The organism is Microbacterium sp. CFBP 8794 (assembly GCF_014841235.1).
Taxonomy (GTDB): domain Bacteria; phylum Actinomycetota; class Actinomycetes; order Actinomycetales; family Microbacteriaceae; genus Microbacterium.
Map to the genome: position 1 here is coordinate 99552 of NZ_JACYTT010000001.1, position 17955 is coordinate 117506.

At 73.4% G+C, this 17955-nt stretch carries 14 protein-coding genes; 7 read left to right on the forward strand and 7 right to left on the reverse strand.

Features of this window, described 5'->3' with window-relative positions:
* The first annotated feature begins 9 nt into the window (after nt 1-9).
* The 3 genes from IFU19_RS00425 (at nt 10) to IFU19_RS00435 (ending at nt 5037) form a co-directional block, all read left to right on the forward strand.
* Nucleotides 10-1530 (forward strand): alpha-N-arabinofuranosidase, encoded by a 1521-nt coding sequence (locus tag IFU19_RS00425; RefSeq protein ID WP_192012633.1) that lies wholly within the window; start codon nt 10-12, stop codon nt 1528-1530.
* A 15-nt stretch (nt 1531-1545) separates the two neighbouring features.
* On the forward strand, nt 1546-3282 hold the full coding sequence (locus tag IFU19_RS00430) for a beta-galactosidase (protein WP_192012634.1): 1737 nt from the start codon (nt 1546-1548) through the stop codon (nt 3280-3282).
* 114 nt (nt 3283-3396) lie between these two features.
* Entirely contained in the window at nt 3397-5037 is a 1641-nt protein-coding gene (locus IFU19_RS00435; protein ID WP_192012635.1) for an ATP-binding protein, read from the forward strand.
* A 360-nt stretch (nt 5038-5397) separates the two neighbouring features.
* Here the strand turns inward: IFU19_RS00435 and IFU19_RS00440 are convergent, their stop codons facing one another.
* The gene (locus IFU19_RS00440) at nt 5398-6363 is read right to left on the reverse strand and encodes a LacI family DNA-binding transcriptional regulator (protein ID WP_249405317.1); all 966 of its coding nucleotides are present in this window, start codon (nt 6361-6363) and stop codon (nt 5398-5400) included.
* A 56-nt stretch (nt 6364-6419) separates the two neighbouring features.
* Here IFU19_RS00440 and galT point away from each other — a divergent pair, with 56 nt between their 5' ends.
* The 4 genes from galT (at nt 6420) to IFU19_RS00460 (ending at nt 11300) form a co-directional block, all read left to right on the forward strand.
* A complete protein-coding gene (gene galT / locus IFU19_RS00445; RefSeq protein ID WP_192012954.1) occupies nt 6420-7589 on the forward strand; it encodes a galactose-1-phosphate uridylyltransferase in 1170 nt (389 codons plus the stop codon).
* Nucleotides 7586-8749, forward strand: a complete 1164-nt coding sequence (galK, locus tag IFU19_RS00450) for a galactokinase (RefSeq protein WP_192012637.1) — start codon at nt 7586-7588, stop codon at nt 8747-8749. Before galT ends, galK begins: the two co-directional genes overlap by 4 nt.
* A 90-nt stretch (nt 8750-8839) precedes the next feature.
* A complete protein-coding gene (locus IFU19_RS00455) occupies nt 8840-9832 on the forward strand; it encodes a squalene cyclase (protein WP_192012638.1) in 993 nt (330 codons plus the stop codon).
* A gap of 4 nt (nt 9833-9836) precedes the next feature.
* On the forward strand, nt 9837-11300 hold the full coding sequence (locus tag IFU19_RS00460) for a carboxylesterase/lipase family protein (RefSeq protein WP_192012639.1): 1464 nt from the start codon (nt 9837-9839) through the stop codon (nt 11298-11300).
* 89 nt (nt 11301-11389) lie between these two features.
* Here the strand turns inward: IFU19_RS00460 and IFU19_RS00465 are convergent, their stop codons facing one another.
* From IFU19_RS00465 to IFU19_RS00490, 6 genes are all read right to left on the reverse strand, one after another.
* A complete protein-coding gene (locus IFU19_RS00465) occupies nt 11390-12373 on the reverse strand; it encodes an LLM class F420-dependent oxidoreductase (protein WP_055832894.1) in 984 nt (327 codons plus the stop codon).
* A gap of 110 nt (nt 12374-12483) precedes the next feature.
* Complete coding sequence (locus IFU19_RS00470; protein ID WP_192012640.1) at nt 12484-13695, reverse strand: hypothetical protein; 1212 nt, start codon at nt 13693-13695, stop codon at nt 12484-12486.
* A 5-nt stretch (nt 13696-13700) separates the two neighbouring features.
* Nucleotides 13701-14867, reverse strand: a complete 1167-nt coding sequence (locus tag IFU19_RS00475; protein WP_192012641.1) for a hypothetical protein — start codon at nt 14865-14867, stop codon at nt 13701-13703.
* The gene (locus IFU19_RS00480; protein ID WP_191915514.1) at nt 14864-15670 is read right to left on the reverse strand and encodes a heme ABC transporter ATP-binding protein; all 807 of its coding nucleotides are present in this window, start codon (nt 15668-15670) and stop codon (nt 14864-14866) included. Before IFU19_RS00480 ends, IFU19_RS00475 begins: the two co-directional genes overlap by 4 nt.
* Complete coding sequence (locus tag IFU19_RS00485) at nt 15667-16794, reverse strand: FecCD family ABC transporter permease (protein ID WP_441004763.1); 1128 nt, start codon at nt 16792-16794, stop codon at nt 15667-15669. Before IFU19_RS00485 ends, IFU19_RS00480 begins: the two co-directional genes overlap by 4 nt.
* Nucleotides 16791-17888 carry a heme/hemin ABC transporter substrate-binding protein gene (locus tag IFU19_RS00490; RefSeq protein WP_192012642.1) on the reverse strand — a complete coding sequence of 366 codons (1098 nt, stop codon included), beginning with the start codon at nt 17886-17888 and terminating at the stop codon, nt 16791-16793. Before IFU19_RS00490 ends, IFU19_RS00485 begins: the two co-directional genes overlap by 4 nt.
* Nucleotides 17889-17955: the final 67 nt, after the last annotated feature.

Here is a 17955-nt window from a genome sequence, read left to right on the forward strand (position 1 = left end):
GGAGAACCCATGAGCACCCCCACCCGCATCGTCGTGGACCGCACCGCCGTCGGAGCCGTCGTCCCCCGCCGCCTGTTCGGCTCGTTCGTCGAGCACATGGGCCGCTGCGTGTACGACGGCATCCACTCCCCCGAGCATCCGACCGCCGACGCCGACGGCTTCCGCGCCGACGTGCTCGAGCTGGTGCGCGAGCTCGGCGCCACCGTCGTGCGCTACCCCGGCGGCAACTTCGTGTCGGGCTACCGGTGGGAAGACGGCGTCGGCCCCCGCACCGACCGACCGGTGCGCCTGGATGCCGCGTGGCACAGCACCGAGACCAACCAGGTCGGTCTGCACGAATTCGCCACCTGGGCCGACGCGGCCGGCGTCGAGCTGATGGAGGCGGTGAACCTGGGCACGCGGGGAGTGGCCGAGGCCGCCGACCTGCTCGAATACGCCAATCACCCCGCCGGCACCGCGCTCAGCGAACGACGCCGCGCGAACGGCCGCGACGAGCCCTTCGGCATCCGGCTGTGGTGCCTCGGCAACGAGATGGACGGCCCCTGGCAGATCGGCCACAAGACCGCCGACGAGTACGGCCGCCTCGCCGCCGAGACCGCCCGCATGATGCGCTTCATCGACCCCACCGTCGAGCTGGTGGCCGCCGGCAGCTCCAACCACGAGATGCCCACGTTCGGCGCCTGGGAGCGCGGCGTGCTCACCCACACCGCCGGTCTCATCGACCACATCTCGGTGCACGCGTACTACGAGGAAGACCCGGCCGACCCGGCGAGCTTCCTCGCCAGCGGCGCCGCTCTCGACCGCTACATCGGCGACGTCGCCGACATCATCGACGAGGTCGGCGCCACGACCCCCGACGGGGGCACCATCGGCATCAGCGTCGACGAATGGAACGTGTGGAACCAGACCCGCTGGAACGAGGTCGACAAACCGCGCGTGTTCACCGGCGACTGGCCGATCGCACCCCGTCTGATCGAAGACGACTACACCGTGACCGATGCCGTCGTCGTGGGGTCGCTGCTGATCACCCTCATCCGCCGGTCGGAGCGGGTGTCGATGGCCAACCTCGCCCAGCTGGTCAACGTCATCGGCCCCATCCGCACCGAGCCCAACGGCGGAGCGGTCTGGCGCCAGAGCACGTTCCACCCCTTCAAGCTCACCGCCGAAGCGGCATCGGGCCGGGTCGTGGTCCCCCTCGTCGAGGGCGCCACGATCGACACCGCCCGCCACGGCACCGTCGACGCCGTCGACGCGGTCGCCACGATCGACGGCGACCACGTGTCGGCGTTCCTCGCCCACCGCGACCTCGACGCCCCCACCGAGGTCGCGCTCGAGCTGGGCGCCGTCGCCGACGTCGAGGCGGTCGTCGTCACGATCCCCGCGGGCGGCGACCGCCACACCACCAACTCCGCCGACGCCGAACCCGTCGCCCCCGCCGAGCTCCCCGTGAGCGTCGGCGACGACGGCATCCTGCGTCTGACCCTCCCCGCCCTGGCCTGGGCGCGCATCCGCGCGCGGCTGGTCGACTGACACCCGAAAGACACCGTGACGACCTTCACCATCGGCGAGACCGACTTCCTGCTCGACGGGCGACCGCACCAGGTCATCTCGGGGACGCTGCACTACTTCCGCATCCACCCCGAGCACTGGGCGGATCGCATCCGCACGGCCAAGGCCATGGGCCTGAACACCATCGAGACCTACGTGGCGTGGAACGCCCACGAATCCGTGCAGGGGGAGTGGGATGCCACCGGGGCCAACGACCTCGGACGCTTCCTCGACCTCATCGCCGCCGAAGGCCTGCACGCCATCGTGCGCCCCGGGCCCTATATCTGCGCCGAGTGGCACAACGGCGGGCTGCCGGTGTGGCTCACCTCGACGCCGGGGATCGGCATCCGCCGGTCGGAGCCGCAGTTCGTCGCGGCGGTGTCGCAGTACCTGCGCCGCGTGTACGAGATCGTCGCCCCCCGCCAGATCGACCGCGGCGGCAACGTCGTGCTCGTGCAGATCGAGAACGAGTACGGCGCGTACGGCTCCGACAAGGAGTACCTGCGCGAGCTCGTGCGGGTGACGAAGGACGCCGGCATCACCGTGCCGCTGACCACCGTCGATCAGCCGATGCCCTGGATGCTCGAGGCCGGGAGCCTGCCCGAGCTGCACCTCACCGGCTCGTTCGGCTCGCGCTCCGAGGAACGCCTGACGACGCTGCGCGAACACCAGCCCACCGGCCCGCTCATGTGCAGCGAGTTCTGGGACGGGTGGTTCGACTGGTGGGGCAGCATCCACCACACCACCGACCCCGCGGCATCCGCCCACGACCTCGACGTGCTGCTGGCGGCCGGCGCCTCGGTGAACATCTACATGGTGCACGGCGGGACGAACTTCGGCACCACCAACGGCGCGAACGACAAGGGCCGCTTCGACCCCATCGTCACCTCCTACGACTACGACGCACCCATCGACGAGTCGGGCCACCCGACGGCGAAGTTCCACGCCTTCCGCGAGGTCATCGCCCGGTACGCCCCCGTCGAGGGCGAGGTGCCCGCCGAGCGTCCGTCGGCCCCCGCGCTCGAGGTCGCCCTGACCGGCGAGGGCGAGTGGTTGCCGGCGGCCGCCGAGGCCGCGATCACCGACGCCCCCGCCAGCTTCGAGCAGCTCGGACACCTCGGCGCGCTGGTGCGCTATGACGTCGACCTGCCCGCGTTCGACGACGCGGCGGGAATCCTCGTCTTCGGCGAGGTGCGCGACCTCGCGTGGGTCGAGGTCGACGGCGTGCCGGTCGGGCGACTGTCGCGGTCGCTGCACGAGCGCGCCCTCGCGATCCCCGCGGGCGCGCACCTCACGGTGCTCGTCGAAGACCAGGGGCGCGTGAACTACGCCGATCGTCTCGGCGAGGCGAAGGGGCTCATCGGCGACGTGACGATCGACGGGCAGCCGCTCACCGGGTGGACCTCGACCCCGATCGAGGTGACGGCCATCGCGGCCGCCCGCTCGGGCTCGGACTCGGGCGTCGTGGGCCGCTCGGCCCTGCGCGGGTCCTTCTCGCTCGACGCTCCGGCCGACCTCTTCCTCGACACCGCGGCCTGGGGCAAGGGCTACGCCTTCGTCAACGGGTTCTTCCTCGGCCGGTACTGGCGCACCGTCCCGCAGAACACGATGTACGTGCCCGCCCCGGTCACCCGGGCCGGTGCGAACGAGATCGTCGTGCTCGAGCTCGAGCAGGTGCTCGAGCCCGTGGCACGGTTCGTGGCGGCACCGTCGCTCGGGCCGCTCGAGGAGTAGGCCGCTCGCGCGGGACGCGACGGACCGGTCGACACGACGGGTCACTTCCCCGCGCTCCCGGTGAAGTACGGTCAGAGATGGCCGATCTCGTCGAGCGGAAGTGAGGAAGCGACGGTGCCGTTGTTCGAGATGGAAGTCAGCCCGCGAGGGCGGTTCCGCGTCTTCCTCCGGGCTCAGCTCCCCTTCACGCTCGGGGTGGCGTTCCTCGTCGGCGTCGCCGGGCTCGCGGTCCCCTCGATCGCCACCACCGGGGTCGTCGTCGCCGGCCTCGCCGTCACCCTCGTCGCGACCGTGGCGGCGCTCGTCGTGCCGTGGGAGCGACTCCCCCTGGCGTGGATGATGGCGGTCGCGGGTCTCGACCTGCTCGCCGTCGCCCTGCTGCGCGCCGAGTTGCTCGCGCTCTTTCCCAGCGTCACGATCCTCGCGATCTTCCCCGTGCTGTGGCTCGCGTACGGCTTCCCCTGGTACGGCATGGCGGTCGCCGTGTTCGGCGCCGGGTTCATCACCTCGTTCCGCTTCGCCTACGTGGGGGCGTGGCCCTCGAACGCGGTCGAATGGGCCACCGTCGTGACCCTGCCGACCTTCATCGTCGGCGTCGCGGTGATCGTGTTCGTGGCCGCGCGGCACCTCCGCCGCAACTCCCGGCGCCTCGCCGATTCGTACCGCGCACAGGCCGCCGCCCTCGAAGAGGCACGGGATGCCGAGACCGTCGCCAGCGCCATCGTCGACACCGTCAGCGCGGGGGTGGCGTTCTACGGACCGACCGATCGGCTCGAGGTCGCCAATACCCGCGCGCACCGCTTCGCCGAGCTGGGCGGGTTCGACCTCGACACCCGCCCGTTCGCGGGACCCCACGTGCTCGCCGCCGATCGCGCGACGCCGATCCCCCCTCGGGCGCAGGTCCTCCCCCGCGCCCTGTCGGGCGAGGCCGTCGTCGACGAGCTGCAGTGGTGGGGAGCGGCCGGGTCGCAGGCCGCCGTGCTCGTCTCGTCGAGCCGACTGCGGCGACCCGACGGGCGCATCCTCGGAACGGTCGTTGTGATCCACGACGTCACCGAGCTCGCCGAGGCGATCGAGGTGCGCGAGGAGTTCCTGCACACCGTCTCGCACGAGCTGCGCACCCCGCTCACGAGCATCACCGGGTTCCTCGACCTCATCGATGAGGCGATCGACCCCGAGCAGGTCACCCTGCGCCGCTACGTCGACGTCGCGACGCGGCGCACCGCCGACCTGACGCAGCGGGTCGGCGAGCTGTTCGCCGCGGGCGAGAGCGAGAAGACCCTGCGTCCCGCCTCCGTCGACCTGGTCGATGTCGTGGCCGCGGCGGTGCGTGGCGTCGCCTCGCTCGCCGAGACGCACGCGCACACGATCGAGACGACCTCGACGGGCCCCTCGCACGCCCATGCCGACCGCGCCCAGCTCGTGGTCGCGATTCGCGAGCTGCTCACGAACGCCGTGAAGTTCGGCATCCCCTCCCGCCCCATCACCGTCGCCCACGGGGTCTGCGAGGGACGGGTGCGTATCGCCGTGACCAACACCGGGCCCGGCATCGGGCGCGCCGAGCAGCGCCGTGCGTTCGACCGCTTCTACCGCACCCCGCTCGCACGCTCGCGCGAGATCCAGGGGTTCGGGCTCGGTCTCACGAACGTGCGGTCCATCGCCCTCGCCCACGGCGGCACGGTGCACATCGACAGCGTGCCCGGCGAGTTCACCACCGTCACCCTCGACCTGCCCGCGACGGCCCCGGCCGCCTGAGCGCCCCCGCCCGGCGGGCGGGCGGGCGGGCGGGCGCGGCAGGCGCGGCGGGCAGGCGCGGCGGGCGGGCGGGCGCGGCGAGTTTGGGGCGCATTCCGTGCACCGGGGCGCACGGTGACCGCCCCGCTGCACCGATCGCGCCCCACACGCGGCCCCGGTCGAGCCGCTGCGCGGCAGGCGCGGCGGGCGGGGCGGGCGGGCGGGGCGCGCGGGCGCCGCGGATTTGGGGGCGCATTCCGCGCAGCGGGGCGCACGGCGACCGCCCCGCTGCACCGATCGCGCCCCACACGCGACCCGGCCCCACACGCGACCCGGCCCCGGCCGCTGCCCGGCAGCCGGGGCGCGACGGGCGCGACGGTCTCAGCCCGCGACGCTGCTCTCGCGCACCACCAGCGAGGTCGGCACCGACTCCGCCACCGGCTCGCCGCCCTCGATCGCCGCGATCAGCGCGACGACGACGCGCACGCCGAGGGCGTCGAAGTCCTGACGCACGGTGCTCAACGGGGGCCGGTACTCGCCGGCATCCACGATGTCGTCGAAACCGACCACGGCGACGTCGTCGGGCACGCGCCGTCCCGCCTCGGCGAAGGCCCGCAGCGCCCCGAGGGCCATCTGGTCGTTCGCGACGAAGACGGCGGAGGCCTCGACGAGCGCGCGCGCGGCGCGGTGGCCCGAGGCCGAGGTCCAATCGCCGCGGACCGGTTCGGGCACGGTGGCGCCGACCTCGACGAGGGCCGCGCGCCACCCGCGCTCACGCTCGGCGGCGGCGAAGGAGCGCACCGGGCCGGCCAGATGGTGCACGGTGTCGTGGCCGAGCGACAGCAGGTGCATGGTGGCGGCGCGGGCCCCGGCGGCGTGGTCGGTCTGCACGATCGAGAAGCGCGGGTCGGGCGGGGAGTCGACGACGACGAGGTGCAGATCGGCCGGGGGCTCGACGTCGCGCGCCAGCTCGGTCGCCTCGTTCAGCACGACGGCGCCGTCGACGCCCTGCGAGCGCAGTCGGGCGAAGGCGTCGCGGATGCCGCGTTCTTTGACCGTCACGACGGCGAGGGCGTAGTCGCGGGCCGCGGCCGCCTCGGAGATCGCCTGCAGCATGCGGGAGTTGCCGACCGAGGCGAGGGTCGACACGACGAGGCCGATGGTCGAGGTCTGGCCGGTGCGCAGGGCGCGGGCGGCGCGGTGCATGCGGTAGCCGAGATCGGCCATGGCCTTCTCGACGCGGGCGCGGGTGGCCGGATCGACCCGGGGGCTGCCGTTCGCCACGCGCGACACCGTCTGCGCCGAGACCCCGGCCCGGACGGCCACGTCGGCCATGGATACGCGCATCATTCTCCCTCGATGTTGACGATAGCATGGCCGCGTTGTAGCGTGTTATCGTGAACATGCACACCCCCTCCGCGGTGCGTCTCGGCGCCGGAGTCGTCAAGCGCCCGACGCTGCTCGCCGACGGCCGCGAGCTCATCTACTTCGACGATCCCGGCACCACGCTCGGCGCCGAGCGCTCGGTCGACGCCCGCACGCTCGACTCGCGGCCGACCACCGCCACCATGCGCCAGGACGTGCTGACCGGCGACTGGATCACCGTGGCATCCAACCGCCAGAACCGCGCGTTCCTGCCCCCCGCGCACCTCGACCCGCTGTCGCCGCAGACGCCGACGAACCCGTCGGAGATCCCGTCGCTCTACGACGTCGCGGTATTCGAGAACAAGTCGCCGTCGTTCGGTCCCGCGCTCGACGTCGCGCTCGGCGACGTTCCCGCCGCCGTCGACCCGCCGCGCGGCGACGACGACCTCGAGCACCTCGGACTCGGCCGCACGCGCACCTCGGTCGGTCGCTGCGAGGTCGTCTGCTTCAGCCCCGCGCACGAGGGCTCGTTCGGTTCGCTCTCGCGCACCCGCGCCCGCACCGTGATCGAAGCGTGGGCCGACCGCACGGCGGCGTTGTCGGCCCTGCCCGGCATCCGCCAGGTGTTCCCGTTCGAGAACCGCGGGCAGGAGATCGGGGTCACCCTCGCCCACCCGCACGGGCAGATCTACGCCTACCCGTACGTCACCCCGCGCACTCACCGCCTGCTCGACACGATCTCGCGGAGCTCGAACGATCTGTTCGCGCGCATCCTCGAGTTCGAGTCGGCGGGAGAGCGCGTCGTGCTGCGGGGCGAGCACTGGACGGCGTTCGTGCCCTTCGCGGCGCGCTGGCCCGTCGAGGTGCACGTGCTGCCGCACCGCCACGTCGCCGACCTGGCCGAGACCACCGACGCCGAGCGCGACGAGCTCGCCCCGTTCTACCTGCGGCTGCTGCGCGGCATCGATGCGCTGTACGACACCCCCACGCCCTACATCGCCGCGTGGCACCAGGCCCCGGTCGGGCGCGGACGCGGAGCCGTACGCCTCAACCTGCAGATCACCTCGCCCCGCCGCGCCGCCGACAAGCTGAAGTACCTCGCCGGATCCGAGGCCGCCATGGGCGCCTGGATCGGCGACGTGACCCCCGAGTCGCAGGCCGAGCGTCTGCGCGCCGCCCTCGACACCGTTCCGGAGGTGACGGCATGACCGCCGTCGACGACGCCCGCACCCTTCTCGCCACGCTGACCGATCGCCCCCTCGCGGGAGTGTGGTCGGCCCCCGGTCGCGCCAACCTCATCGGCGAGCACACCGACTACAACGAGGGCTTCGTCTTCCCCTTCGCGATCGCCCAGCGCACCGCCGCCGCCGTGGCCCTGCGCGACGACGACCTGATCCGCGTGCGTTCGACCTTCTCCGACGACACCGTGGAGGTGTCGCTCGCCGACCTCGACGCGCGCATCGCCGCCGGCGGCCTCGACTGGGCGGGCTACCCGCTGGGCGTCGCGTGGGCGCTGCGGCGGGCGGCCCCGGATGCCGTGACCCGCGGCGTCGACCTCGCCCTGGCGTCGGAGGTCCCCGTCGGCGCCGGGCTGTCGTCGTCGGCCGCGATCGAGGGAGCCGTGGCCTCCGCCCTCGACGACGTGTGGGGCGCCGGGCTCGACAAGGTCGCCCTCGCCCGGGTCGGCCGCGTGGCCGAGAACGACGCGGTCGGCGCCCCGACGGGGATCATGGACCAGATGGCGTCGATGCTGGGCGTCGCGGACGCGGCGACCTTCCTCGACTGCCGCACGCTCGAGACCCGCCCCGTGGCGCTCGGGTTCGCCGAGGCGGGGTTGTCGATCCTCGTCGTCGACACGCTGGTCGAGCACGCGCACTCCTCGGGCGGCTATCGCGAACGCCGCGCCTCATGCGAGAAGGGCGCCGCCGCTTTCGGCGTGCCGGCACTGCGCGACCTCACCGTCGACGACCTGCCCCGCGCCGCAGAGATCCTGGATGACGTGACCTTCCGCCGCGTGCGGCACATCGTCACCGAGAACCAGCGCGTGCTCGACACCGTCGCCGCCCTCGACGCCGACGGGCCGTCCGCCATCGGCGACCTGCTCACCGCCTCGCACGTCTCGATGCGCGACGACTTCGAGATCTCGGTCCCCGAGCTCGACCTGGCCGTCGAGACGGCGCTGGCCTCGGGCGCCCTGGGCGCCCGCATGACCGGCGGAGGCTTCGGCGGAGCGGCGATCGCGCTGATCTCCACCGACCTCATCCCGGCGGCGACCGAGGCCGTGCGCGCCGCGTTCGCGGCATCCGGGTTCCGCGCTCCGAACATCTTCACGGTGACCCCGTCGGAGGGCGCGCGCCGCGACGCGTGACGACCCTGCCGCGGCGGGGCTGCGGGTCGCGGCCGGCGCCTGTACGCACCACGGGCCGCGGGCGTACCCTGCCGACAACCGGGAGGGACCATGACCGACGACGACGACGTGCTCGCCTGGCTGGACGACAGCGACCCGAGCCTGCGATGGAAGGTCGAGCGCGATCTGCTCGACGCACCCGAGGAGCGATGGCGGGCCACCCGCGCCCGCGTCGCCCACGAGGGGTTCGGCGCGCGCCTGCTCGCCGCCCAGGGCGACGACGGGCTCTGGGCCGGTGGCGCGCACTTCCCGGCGGACTTCACCGGACAGGAGCCGCAGCCGTGGACGGCCACGTCGTGGTCGCTCATGAGCCTGCGCGAATGGGGGGTGGATGCCACGGCCCTGCGCACCGACACCGCCGGCCTCCTGGAGCGCAACGCCCGCTGGGAGTACGAGGACCGTCCTTTCTGGCACGGCGAGGTCGATGCGTGCATCAACGCGTTCACGCTCGGGAGCGGAGCGTGGCTGGGAGCCGACGTCGACGGCATCCGGACCTGGTTCGTCGCCCACCGACTGCCCGACGGCGGGTGGAACTGCGAGTGGGTCGAGGGGTCGACCCGGTCATCGTTCCACTCGACGATCAACTCCGTCATCGGCATCCTCGACGACGAGTGGCGCACCGGCGGAACGCCCGAGCTGCACGCCGCGCGCAAGGCGGCCGAGGAGTACCTGCTCGAACGGCATCTGCTCCACCGCCTGTCCACCGGCGAGCGCCACGTCTGGGCGCATCACCTGGGCTATCCCTTCCGTTTCCGCTACAGCGCGCTGCGCGCGCTCGACCACTTCCGCGCCGCGGCGCTGCACGACGGCGACGCCCCCGACCCGCGTCTCTCCGACGCGATCGATCGGGTGAGGGCCTCGCGCGACGCCGACGGCACCTGGCACCAGGCGTATCCGCCCGAGGGCCGGGAGTGGTTCCCCGTCGACGTGCCCGCCGGCGAGCCGTCGCGGTGGTTGACGTTCTTCGCGCTGCGCGTGCTGCGGTGGTGGGACGGGGCTTCGGACACCTCGCGTGCGGGGGACGGGCGCGACGCGGCAGGATGAGGGGATGGATGCCGCTCCCCTCGCCGTGACCTCGAGAGGGGCGGTGCGCGGGTTCCGACGCGGGCCCACCGCCGTGTTCCTCGGCATCCCGTTCGCCCAGGCGCCCGTCGGGGCCCTGCGCTTCGCCGCGCCGACCCCGGTCGAGCCGTGGGAGGGCGAACGCGACGCGACGGCGTACGGCCCCACCGCCCAGCGCGGCGACGCGGGCATCACCCTCATCCCCGAGCCGAGCGTGCCCGGAGACGCGACGCTGAACGTCAACGTCTTCGCGCCGGTCGACGCGACCTCGGATGCCGCCCTGCCCGTGCTCGTGTGGATCCACGGCGGGGGCTACACCTCGGGCTCTCCCGCCAGCCGCTGGTACGACGGCGACGCGTTCGCGCGCGACGGGGTCGTCACGGTCGTGATCTCGTACCGCATCGGATTCGACGGGTACGGACTCATCGAGGGCGCTCCGGCGAACCGGGGCCTGTGCGATCAGATCGCCGCCCTCGAGTGGGTGCGCGACGAGATCCGCGCGTTCGGGGGCGACCCCTCCCGCGTGACGGTGGCGGGGCAGTCGGCGGGCGGCGGGTCGGTCCTCGCGCTGATGACGAGCCCCGCGGCATCCGGGCTCTTCCACGCCGCCCTGGCCCTCTCGCCCGCCATCGGCGCGGTGCACGCCGACCAGGCGCGGCGCTTCGCCGACCGCGTCGCCGCGCTCGGCGGCGTCACGGCCGATCGGCGGGGGTTCGCGTCACTCCCGGAAGAGCGGCTCGTCGTCCTGCAGAAGGCGGCCGGCACCCCGGAGCGCGGGCATGTTCTGGCCTCGGTCACCGCGCTGCTCGACGACGGGCTGCCGATCGGCCCGGTGATCGACGGCGACCTGGTACCGCGGCATCCGCTCGACGCCCTCGCCGACGGGGCGGCCGCCGACGTGCCGCTCCTGATCGGATCGACCGACGACGAGTTCACGATGCTGACCGCGAGGTTCCGTCGCGTGCTGCGCCTCGTCCCGGTGCCGTTCGCCCTGGCCGTCCTGGGGCTCGGCCGTTCGAGGCGTCGAGCGTATCTCGCGCGCACACGGCGGCGCGGGGCCGCGGCGGTGCTCGGCGGCTACGCGACGGATCGGGTGATCCGCGCGACGGTGCTCCGTGTCGCGCGAGCGCGGAGCGGTGCGGCCACGTGGGTGTACCGCTTCGCCTGGCGGTCGCCGTCGCCGAAGCTCGGGGTCGCCTGCCACTGCCTCGACGTCCCGTTCTGGTTCGACCACCTCGACGCCGACGGGGTCACGACCATCGCCGGGATCGCACCGCCCTCCGACCTGGCCGCCCAGCTGCACGGTGCCGCGATCGCGTTGGTGCGCGACGGCGATCCCGGGTGGCCGGCCTGGGATGCCGCGTCCCGACGCGCGCGCGTGTTCGACGCTCCGGCAGCCGTCCCACCCGTCGAGCTCGACGCCTACGCCGAGGTGGCTCCGCTGGTCTGACGTTCCGCTCGCCCGCAGGTGCGGGGTCGCGACGCGTCACTCGGGACGATGCGGGGCCGCGCTCGACCCTCCCGGGGCCTGCCGTCGGCTCAGAGGTGCGGGATGACCGCGCGCTCGAACAGCGAGATGCCCGAGGTGTCATACGCCGCCTCGGGGAAGTAGTGGATCGCGTAGCCGAGGCCGTGGGCGGCGCGTTCGCGCAACCGCTCGACGATCTGCTCGGGCGTGCCGAAGCCGTCGGAGGAGCGGTAGTCGGCCTCGATGGCATCGGCCCGCTCGTCTCCCACGTGCGGGCGCAGCCGCGCGACGACCGCCGCGAGACGGTCGTTCGCCTCGGCCTCGGTCGCGGCGACGATCGTGTTGAAGTTGGTCGAGCGGGTGATCTCGCCGGCATCGCGACCGAGCGCCTCGCAGTGCCCGCGCAGGACCTCGGACTTGTGGTCGAACTCGTCGAGCGAGCCGCCGAAATTCGTGTACGAAGCGTACTTCGCCGCGATCTTGAGCGTGACCTTCTCGCCACCGCCGGCGATCCACAGCGGAATGCCGCCCGGCTGCAGCGGACGCGGCTGCACGATCGCGCCGTCGACCTCGTAGTACTTGCCCGACAGGGTGGCTTCACCGGTGGTCCACGCCTGGTGCATGATCTCGACGCCCTCGCGCAGGCGCCCGAGACGCTCGGCGATGGGCGGGAAGCCGTAGCCGTAGGCGCGCCATTCGTGCTCGTACCAGCCGCCGCCGATGCCCATCTCGGCGCGACCTCCCGAGATGATGTCGACGGTGGCGGCGACCTTGGCGAGGTACGCGGGATTGCGGTAGCCCATGCACGTGCACATCTGACCGAGGCGCACGCGGTCGGTCGCCGCGGCGAAGGCGGCCATGAGCGTCCAGGCCTCGTGGGTCGCCTCGGCGCTGGGCACCGGGGTGGTGTGGAAGTGGTCGTAGACCCACAGCGACGCCCAGGGCCCGTCGTCGGCGCTCTGCGCGAGCGAGTTCATCACCCGCCAGTGCTCGGCGGGGTCGATGCCCACCAGATCGAAGCGCCAGCCCTGCGGAACGAAGATGCCGAATTCCATGCGCTCACCCTAGGCGCGGCCGCCGACATCGCGCACCCCCCGGCCGGGTCCCGCCGCACCCCGATGCGAGGCGCCGCGGTGCCGCGGGCCGGAGCCCGCGGACCGGAGGCTCAGAGCCCGACCCGGCGCTGCTGCCAGGGGAGGCCGCCCATCATGCTCAGCACGGCGACGATCGCGATCCCCAGGGCCGCGGCGGCCCCCAGCAACGGCGCGACCACGGGCGGCAGGCCACCCCGCGCGGGCGGCACGAGACCGGCGGCCTGCGGCTGGGTGGTCACCGGGGCGTTCATCGCGAGGAACGAAGCCGCGGACGCGGCGGCGGGGATGCTCGCCGGTGCGCGGCGCAGCGGGTTCTCGGGCGCCGCCCCGGCGACCCCTCCGGCGCCCCCGCTCGAGGGGGGAGCCGCGACGGGCGCGGTGGCGTCGTAGCTCACCGTGACCGGCGACGCCGGCTTCGCGGCATCCCGGACTCCCCCGGTGGTGAGCCAGTACCCCTGCTGCCCCGTCTGCCGGTGGAAGTCGACGAACGACTGCGGGAACGATCCCCAGTAGGCCTCGTTGATCCCCGAGCGGGCCACCTGGCCGGCTCCGACGCTCACCACTCCCCGGAACTCGGGCGTGACCGAGAAGCCCCGGTCGGCACCCACGTCGGCGGAGCGGATGTCGGCGAGCACCACCTCTTGCTCGGCGATCGGATTCCACACCGTGACATCGTCCATCGACGTGCCGAACCCGCTCGCCGTCGCGACCAACCGGCCCGCGCCCGAGGCGTCGAGCGTGAGCCGGGGGTCGGTCACACTCCAGTACGTCATGCCGCCGTAGAAGGCCACGGTGAACGACCCCGACCACCGGATGTCGAGCGCTCCGTCGCGGCGCTGTCCGGTCCCGCCCTCGATGACGATCTGATTGCCCGTCGTGCTCGAGGTCGACGACACCGTCACGGCGGCTCCCGTCGGGTCGAGGCACTTCGTCTCCCACGACGCGGTGGCGAACCCGCCGTCGGCGGTGGGCTTCTCGACCCGCACCGCCCCCTCCTGCGCGCGGTAGAGCCCGTCGTCGCGCGTCCACACTCGGGATCCTCCCGCGTCGCCCGCGCGTCCGGCGCTGAGGAAGTTGCATCCCCCCGCGAAGGCTCCCCCGCCCGACTCGGCGTTCAGCCCCCACCGCAGTTGCGCGTTCGAGATCGCGCCGTCGCCCCCGCCCGATGCCGTCGGCTCCGGCACCGTGACGATCACGTCGCCCGGGCCCGCGGCCGCCGCCGACAGGGGGACGCCCGCCACGAGTGCCACCGCGACGGCGATCCCCGCCCGCAGCATCGTCATCGACCTCATCGGGGTGCTCCCGCCGAGAGAGGCAGGGGTTCGGTCGGCGACGCCGCGGGCGCCCCCGAGCCCGCGGGCGGGGCCGACGCCCCCGCGGGCGCGACCCGAGCCGCGCGGCGGACCCGACGGCGCGCGCGAGCCCGGACGAGGGCCGTGATGACGCTCGTGACCACCAGCGCCATCGACAGCACGATGCACGCCAGCAGCACCACGATCGCCCAGGTCGGAACGACCGGAGTCGTCTCGGCGACGGGCGCGCTCGTTCCCCCCGTCACGCTCACCTCCGCCTCGGCGACACCCCCGGAGCCCGCCCCGCGCAGGGTGATCAGATGGGTCCCGTCGCGGATGTCGCGCGGAACCGGGAGGGCGGCGGCCACCTCGCCCTGCGTTCCGGCGGTCAACGGCCCCACCGCCGTGAGCCCGCCGTCGAGGGCGGCGACGATCTGCTCCCCGGGGGTGAACCCCTGCCCCGTGAAGACGATCGAGGAGCCGGCGACGACGCTCCCCGCCTCGACGCCGACGCGCACCGCTCCCGCCGCCACCGGCGCCGACCCGGCCGGCGCCGATTCCGCGGGGGTCGACCCGGCGGGGGCCGCCGCCTGGAAGGACAGTGGGGTGAAGGTCTCGTTGTTGGCGTTCTTCACGCCGTGCGCTCCGATGGTGATGATGCCGCACGTGACACGCCGGCAGTCCACCTCGCTGACGCGCCCCTCGCGATCCTGACTCTCGAACACCGCCCCCGGGATGACCATGCCGATGGACCACGACCCGTCGGCGCCGAGCGTGCCGTTCGCGGAGCTCTCGGTCTGGCTGCCGGGGAAGGCGAGGAACCGCTGATACCCGTTGTTCTCGGCGGACTCCGCGTCGGGAACGTATCGGTAGTCCTCGCCGACGACACCGCCCGCGCTCGGTCGCCACGACCCGCCGCCGGCGTCGTCGACCCAGCCGAAGAGCACGTAGATGCCGCCGAAGCCGTTCGGGATCGACTGGAAGCCCGACCCCGACACCGTCACCTCGGTGGCGTAGTCCGCATCGACCGAGGCCGAGCCGGAGGGGCCGGTGACCGACACGGATCCGGCGGCCCACGCGGGGGCGTCGGTGACGCCGACGACGCTCGCCGCCACGACCAGCGCGGTCGCGACGGCGACGAAGGAGCGGGTGAGGTTCTTCATGCGATGCGTTCTCCGGGCTCGGGGGGAGGGGCGAGGGAGGGGGCGACGACGACCAGCAGCGTGCCGCGAGGTCCGTCGATGACGTCGATCGGATGCCGGTACACCCGCGTGAGCAGGGCCGGATCGAGCACCTCGCGCGGCGGCCCGGCGGCGACGACGCGACCGTCGTCGAGCAGGGCGATGCGGTCGGCGTAGGCCGCGGCGAGTCCCAGATCGTGCAGCACCACGACGGCGGCTCCCCCGGCATCCACCCGCTCGCGTGTGCGCGCGAGCACCCGGTGCTGATGGCGAATGTCGAGGCTCGCGGTGGGCTCGTCGAGCAGCGCGATCGCGCACTCCTGGGCGAAGGAGCGGGCGAAGGCCGTGCGGGCGCGCTCGCCGCCCGAGAGCGCGGTGACGGGTCGTTCGGCGAATGCCTCGACCTCGCCGGCGGCCATCGCCGCAGCCACCGCGGCGTCGTCCCGCGACGCCGCGGGATGCCGACGCCAGGGCGCCCGCCCCATCCGCACCACGTCGTGGACGGCGAAGGGGAACGACACCTCGTTGCTCTGCGTGAGCACCGACCGTCGCCGCGCGCGCTCGGCGACCGGCCAGGCGTCGAGCGTCGCTCCGTCGAGCTCGACGGAGCCCTCCACCGGCGCCCGGTCTCCCGCCAGCACCGACAGCAGCGTCGATTTGCCCGCGCCGTTCGGTCCGACCAGCGCGAGGAGCTCGCCCGCCGAGAGATCGAGGTCGACGCCGTCGAGGACCCGGCGTCCGCCCACCTCGACCGACACTCCGCGTGCGCGCAGCACCGGCGTCATCCCCATCCTCCCGATCGGCGACGCGCGCGCCGCAGCAGCCAGAAGAAGAAGGGGCCGCCGATGAGGGCGGTGAGCATGCCGATCGGCAGCTCGGACCCCGGTACGGCGGTGCGCGCGACGAGGTCGCCCGCCACGAGCAGCACCGACCCGCCGAGCGCACTGGCGGGGAGCAGCAGCCGGTGCCCGGGGCCGAGCACCATGCGCATGAGGTGCGGCACGACGAGGCCGACGAAGCCGATGATCCCGCAGAAGGCGACGGCCGCGCACGTGAGCAGCGCGATCACGACGATGGCGACGACCCGCAGTCGCTCGACGCGCACGCCGAGATGCTCGGCCTGCCGCTCACCGAGGGCGAGCAGATCGAGGCTGCCCGCCAGGAACAGGCACGCGGTGATCCCCACCGCGGCGATCGGCGCGACGATCGCCAGGTCGTCCCAGCGGGTGCCGTTCAGCGACCCGAGCTGCCAGAACACGATCTGCTCCCGCTGCTGCGTCGACCCGAGGTAGGTGAACAGGGCGATCGCGGCTCCCCCGACGGCGTTGACGGCGATGCCGGTGAGCACGAGCGTGACGACCTCGGTGCGCCCGTCGGCGCGGGCGGAGGCGTACACGATGACGATCGCGACCAGTCCGCCCGCGAAGGCGAGCACCGGAAGGGTGAGCGGCCCGAGAAACGTCAGGCCGAAGACGATGGATGCCGAGGCCCCCACCGCCGCTCCCGACGAGATGCCGATGACCCCGGGCTCCGCCAGGGGGTTTCGGAAGACGCCCTGCATGACCACACCGGCGGCGGCGAGCGTGGCCCCGACGAGCACGGCCATGATCAGGCGGGGCATGCGGATGAGCCACAGCGTCGCCTCGCCGTTGACGTGCGCGATCGCCGCCCCCGGGGTCACCGCGAGCGCATCCAGCCCGAGCGCGCGCACACCGTCGTTCCAGGCACGCGCGAAGGCGCCGAGCACCTGGTCGGGTGGGATCGAGAGCTGACCGCTACCCGCCGAGACGACGACGAGGACCACCAGCGCCGCGGACAGCGTGCCGAAGACCGCGGGGATCCGCAGGCGGGATCGCGCCGCGGGCGCGGCGACCCGCACCCGCTCGCGCGGGACGACGCCCGCGCTCACCCCGCGGCCTCCGGCGCGTACACGGCCACGGCGAGCGCATCGAGTACGTCGGCGGCGGCGGGGCCGAAGCTCAGCACGGTGGTGTCGGACATGTCGACGATGCGGCGGTGGCGCCCGGCGTCGGTCTGCGCGACGGCGGGCAGATGCTCGACGAGCCCGTCGACGCCGTCGACCGACTCGAGGCCCTTCGTCATCATGATGAGCAGGTCGGGATTGGCGTCGACGAGCGCCTCGTCGGTGATGGGCCGCATCCCCGTCCACCCGATCTCGCCGGCGACGTCGATGCCGCCGAGCGCCTCGATCAGGCTGTCGGCGCCGGACTCCTCGCCGAAGAGGTAGTAGACGCCCGACTGCCCGCGCACGTAGAGGAACATCATCCGGAGCTTGCGGGCGGGGTCGGCCGGTGCCACCGCCGCGATCTGGGCGATCTTCGCCTCGACGTCGGCGGTGCTGCGGGCGGCGAGGGCCGCCGCGCGCTCGGGGACGCCCAGCGCGGTTCCCACCTGCGTGATGAGCGAGCCGATCGAGTCCAGCGAGCGGTGGGAGTCCACGACGACGACGGGGATGCCGGCATCCCTCATCTGAAGGATCGTGTCCCACGGTCCGAGGCTCGAGTCGGTGAGGATGACGGTGGGGGCGGCGTCGAGGATCGCCTCGGCGTTGAGGTCGTGCCCGTTCTCGGTGACCACGGGCAGGTGAGCCGCCTCGGGGAAGGCGCTGGACACGTCGCGCGCGACGACGTGATCGCCGAGGCCGAGTTCGAACACGATGCGCGAGAGCGAGCCGTAGATGTCGAGCGTGAGGATGCGCGTGGCGTCGGTGACGGTGACGGTGGTGCCCTGCGCGTCGGTGACCGTCGCCGGCAGCGTCTGCGCACCGTCGGTGACGGGGTCGATGGGGGCGGAGGCGGCGACCGCGGTCGACGGGCCCTCCCACGCGAGCGGGTCGCCGAGCGGCGTCACCTCGGCCAGCGGCGGCGTCGCGGCGACCTCGCCGCCGTGCGCCGATCCGGCGGCGTCGCATGCCGTCACGGCGAGGGTGACCACCATCGCCAGGGCGAGCGTGGCGAGGGCGCGGGTCGTTCGACGAGTCATGAAAAGACCTCCAAGTAAGGTGAGCCTATCCTTAACATTGCCCCGCCGCGCGCCTTCTGCTTAGGTA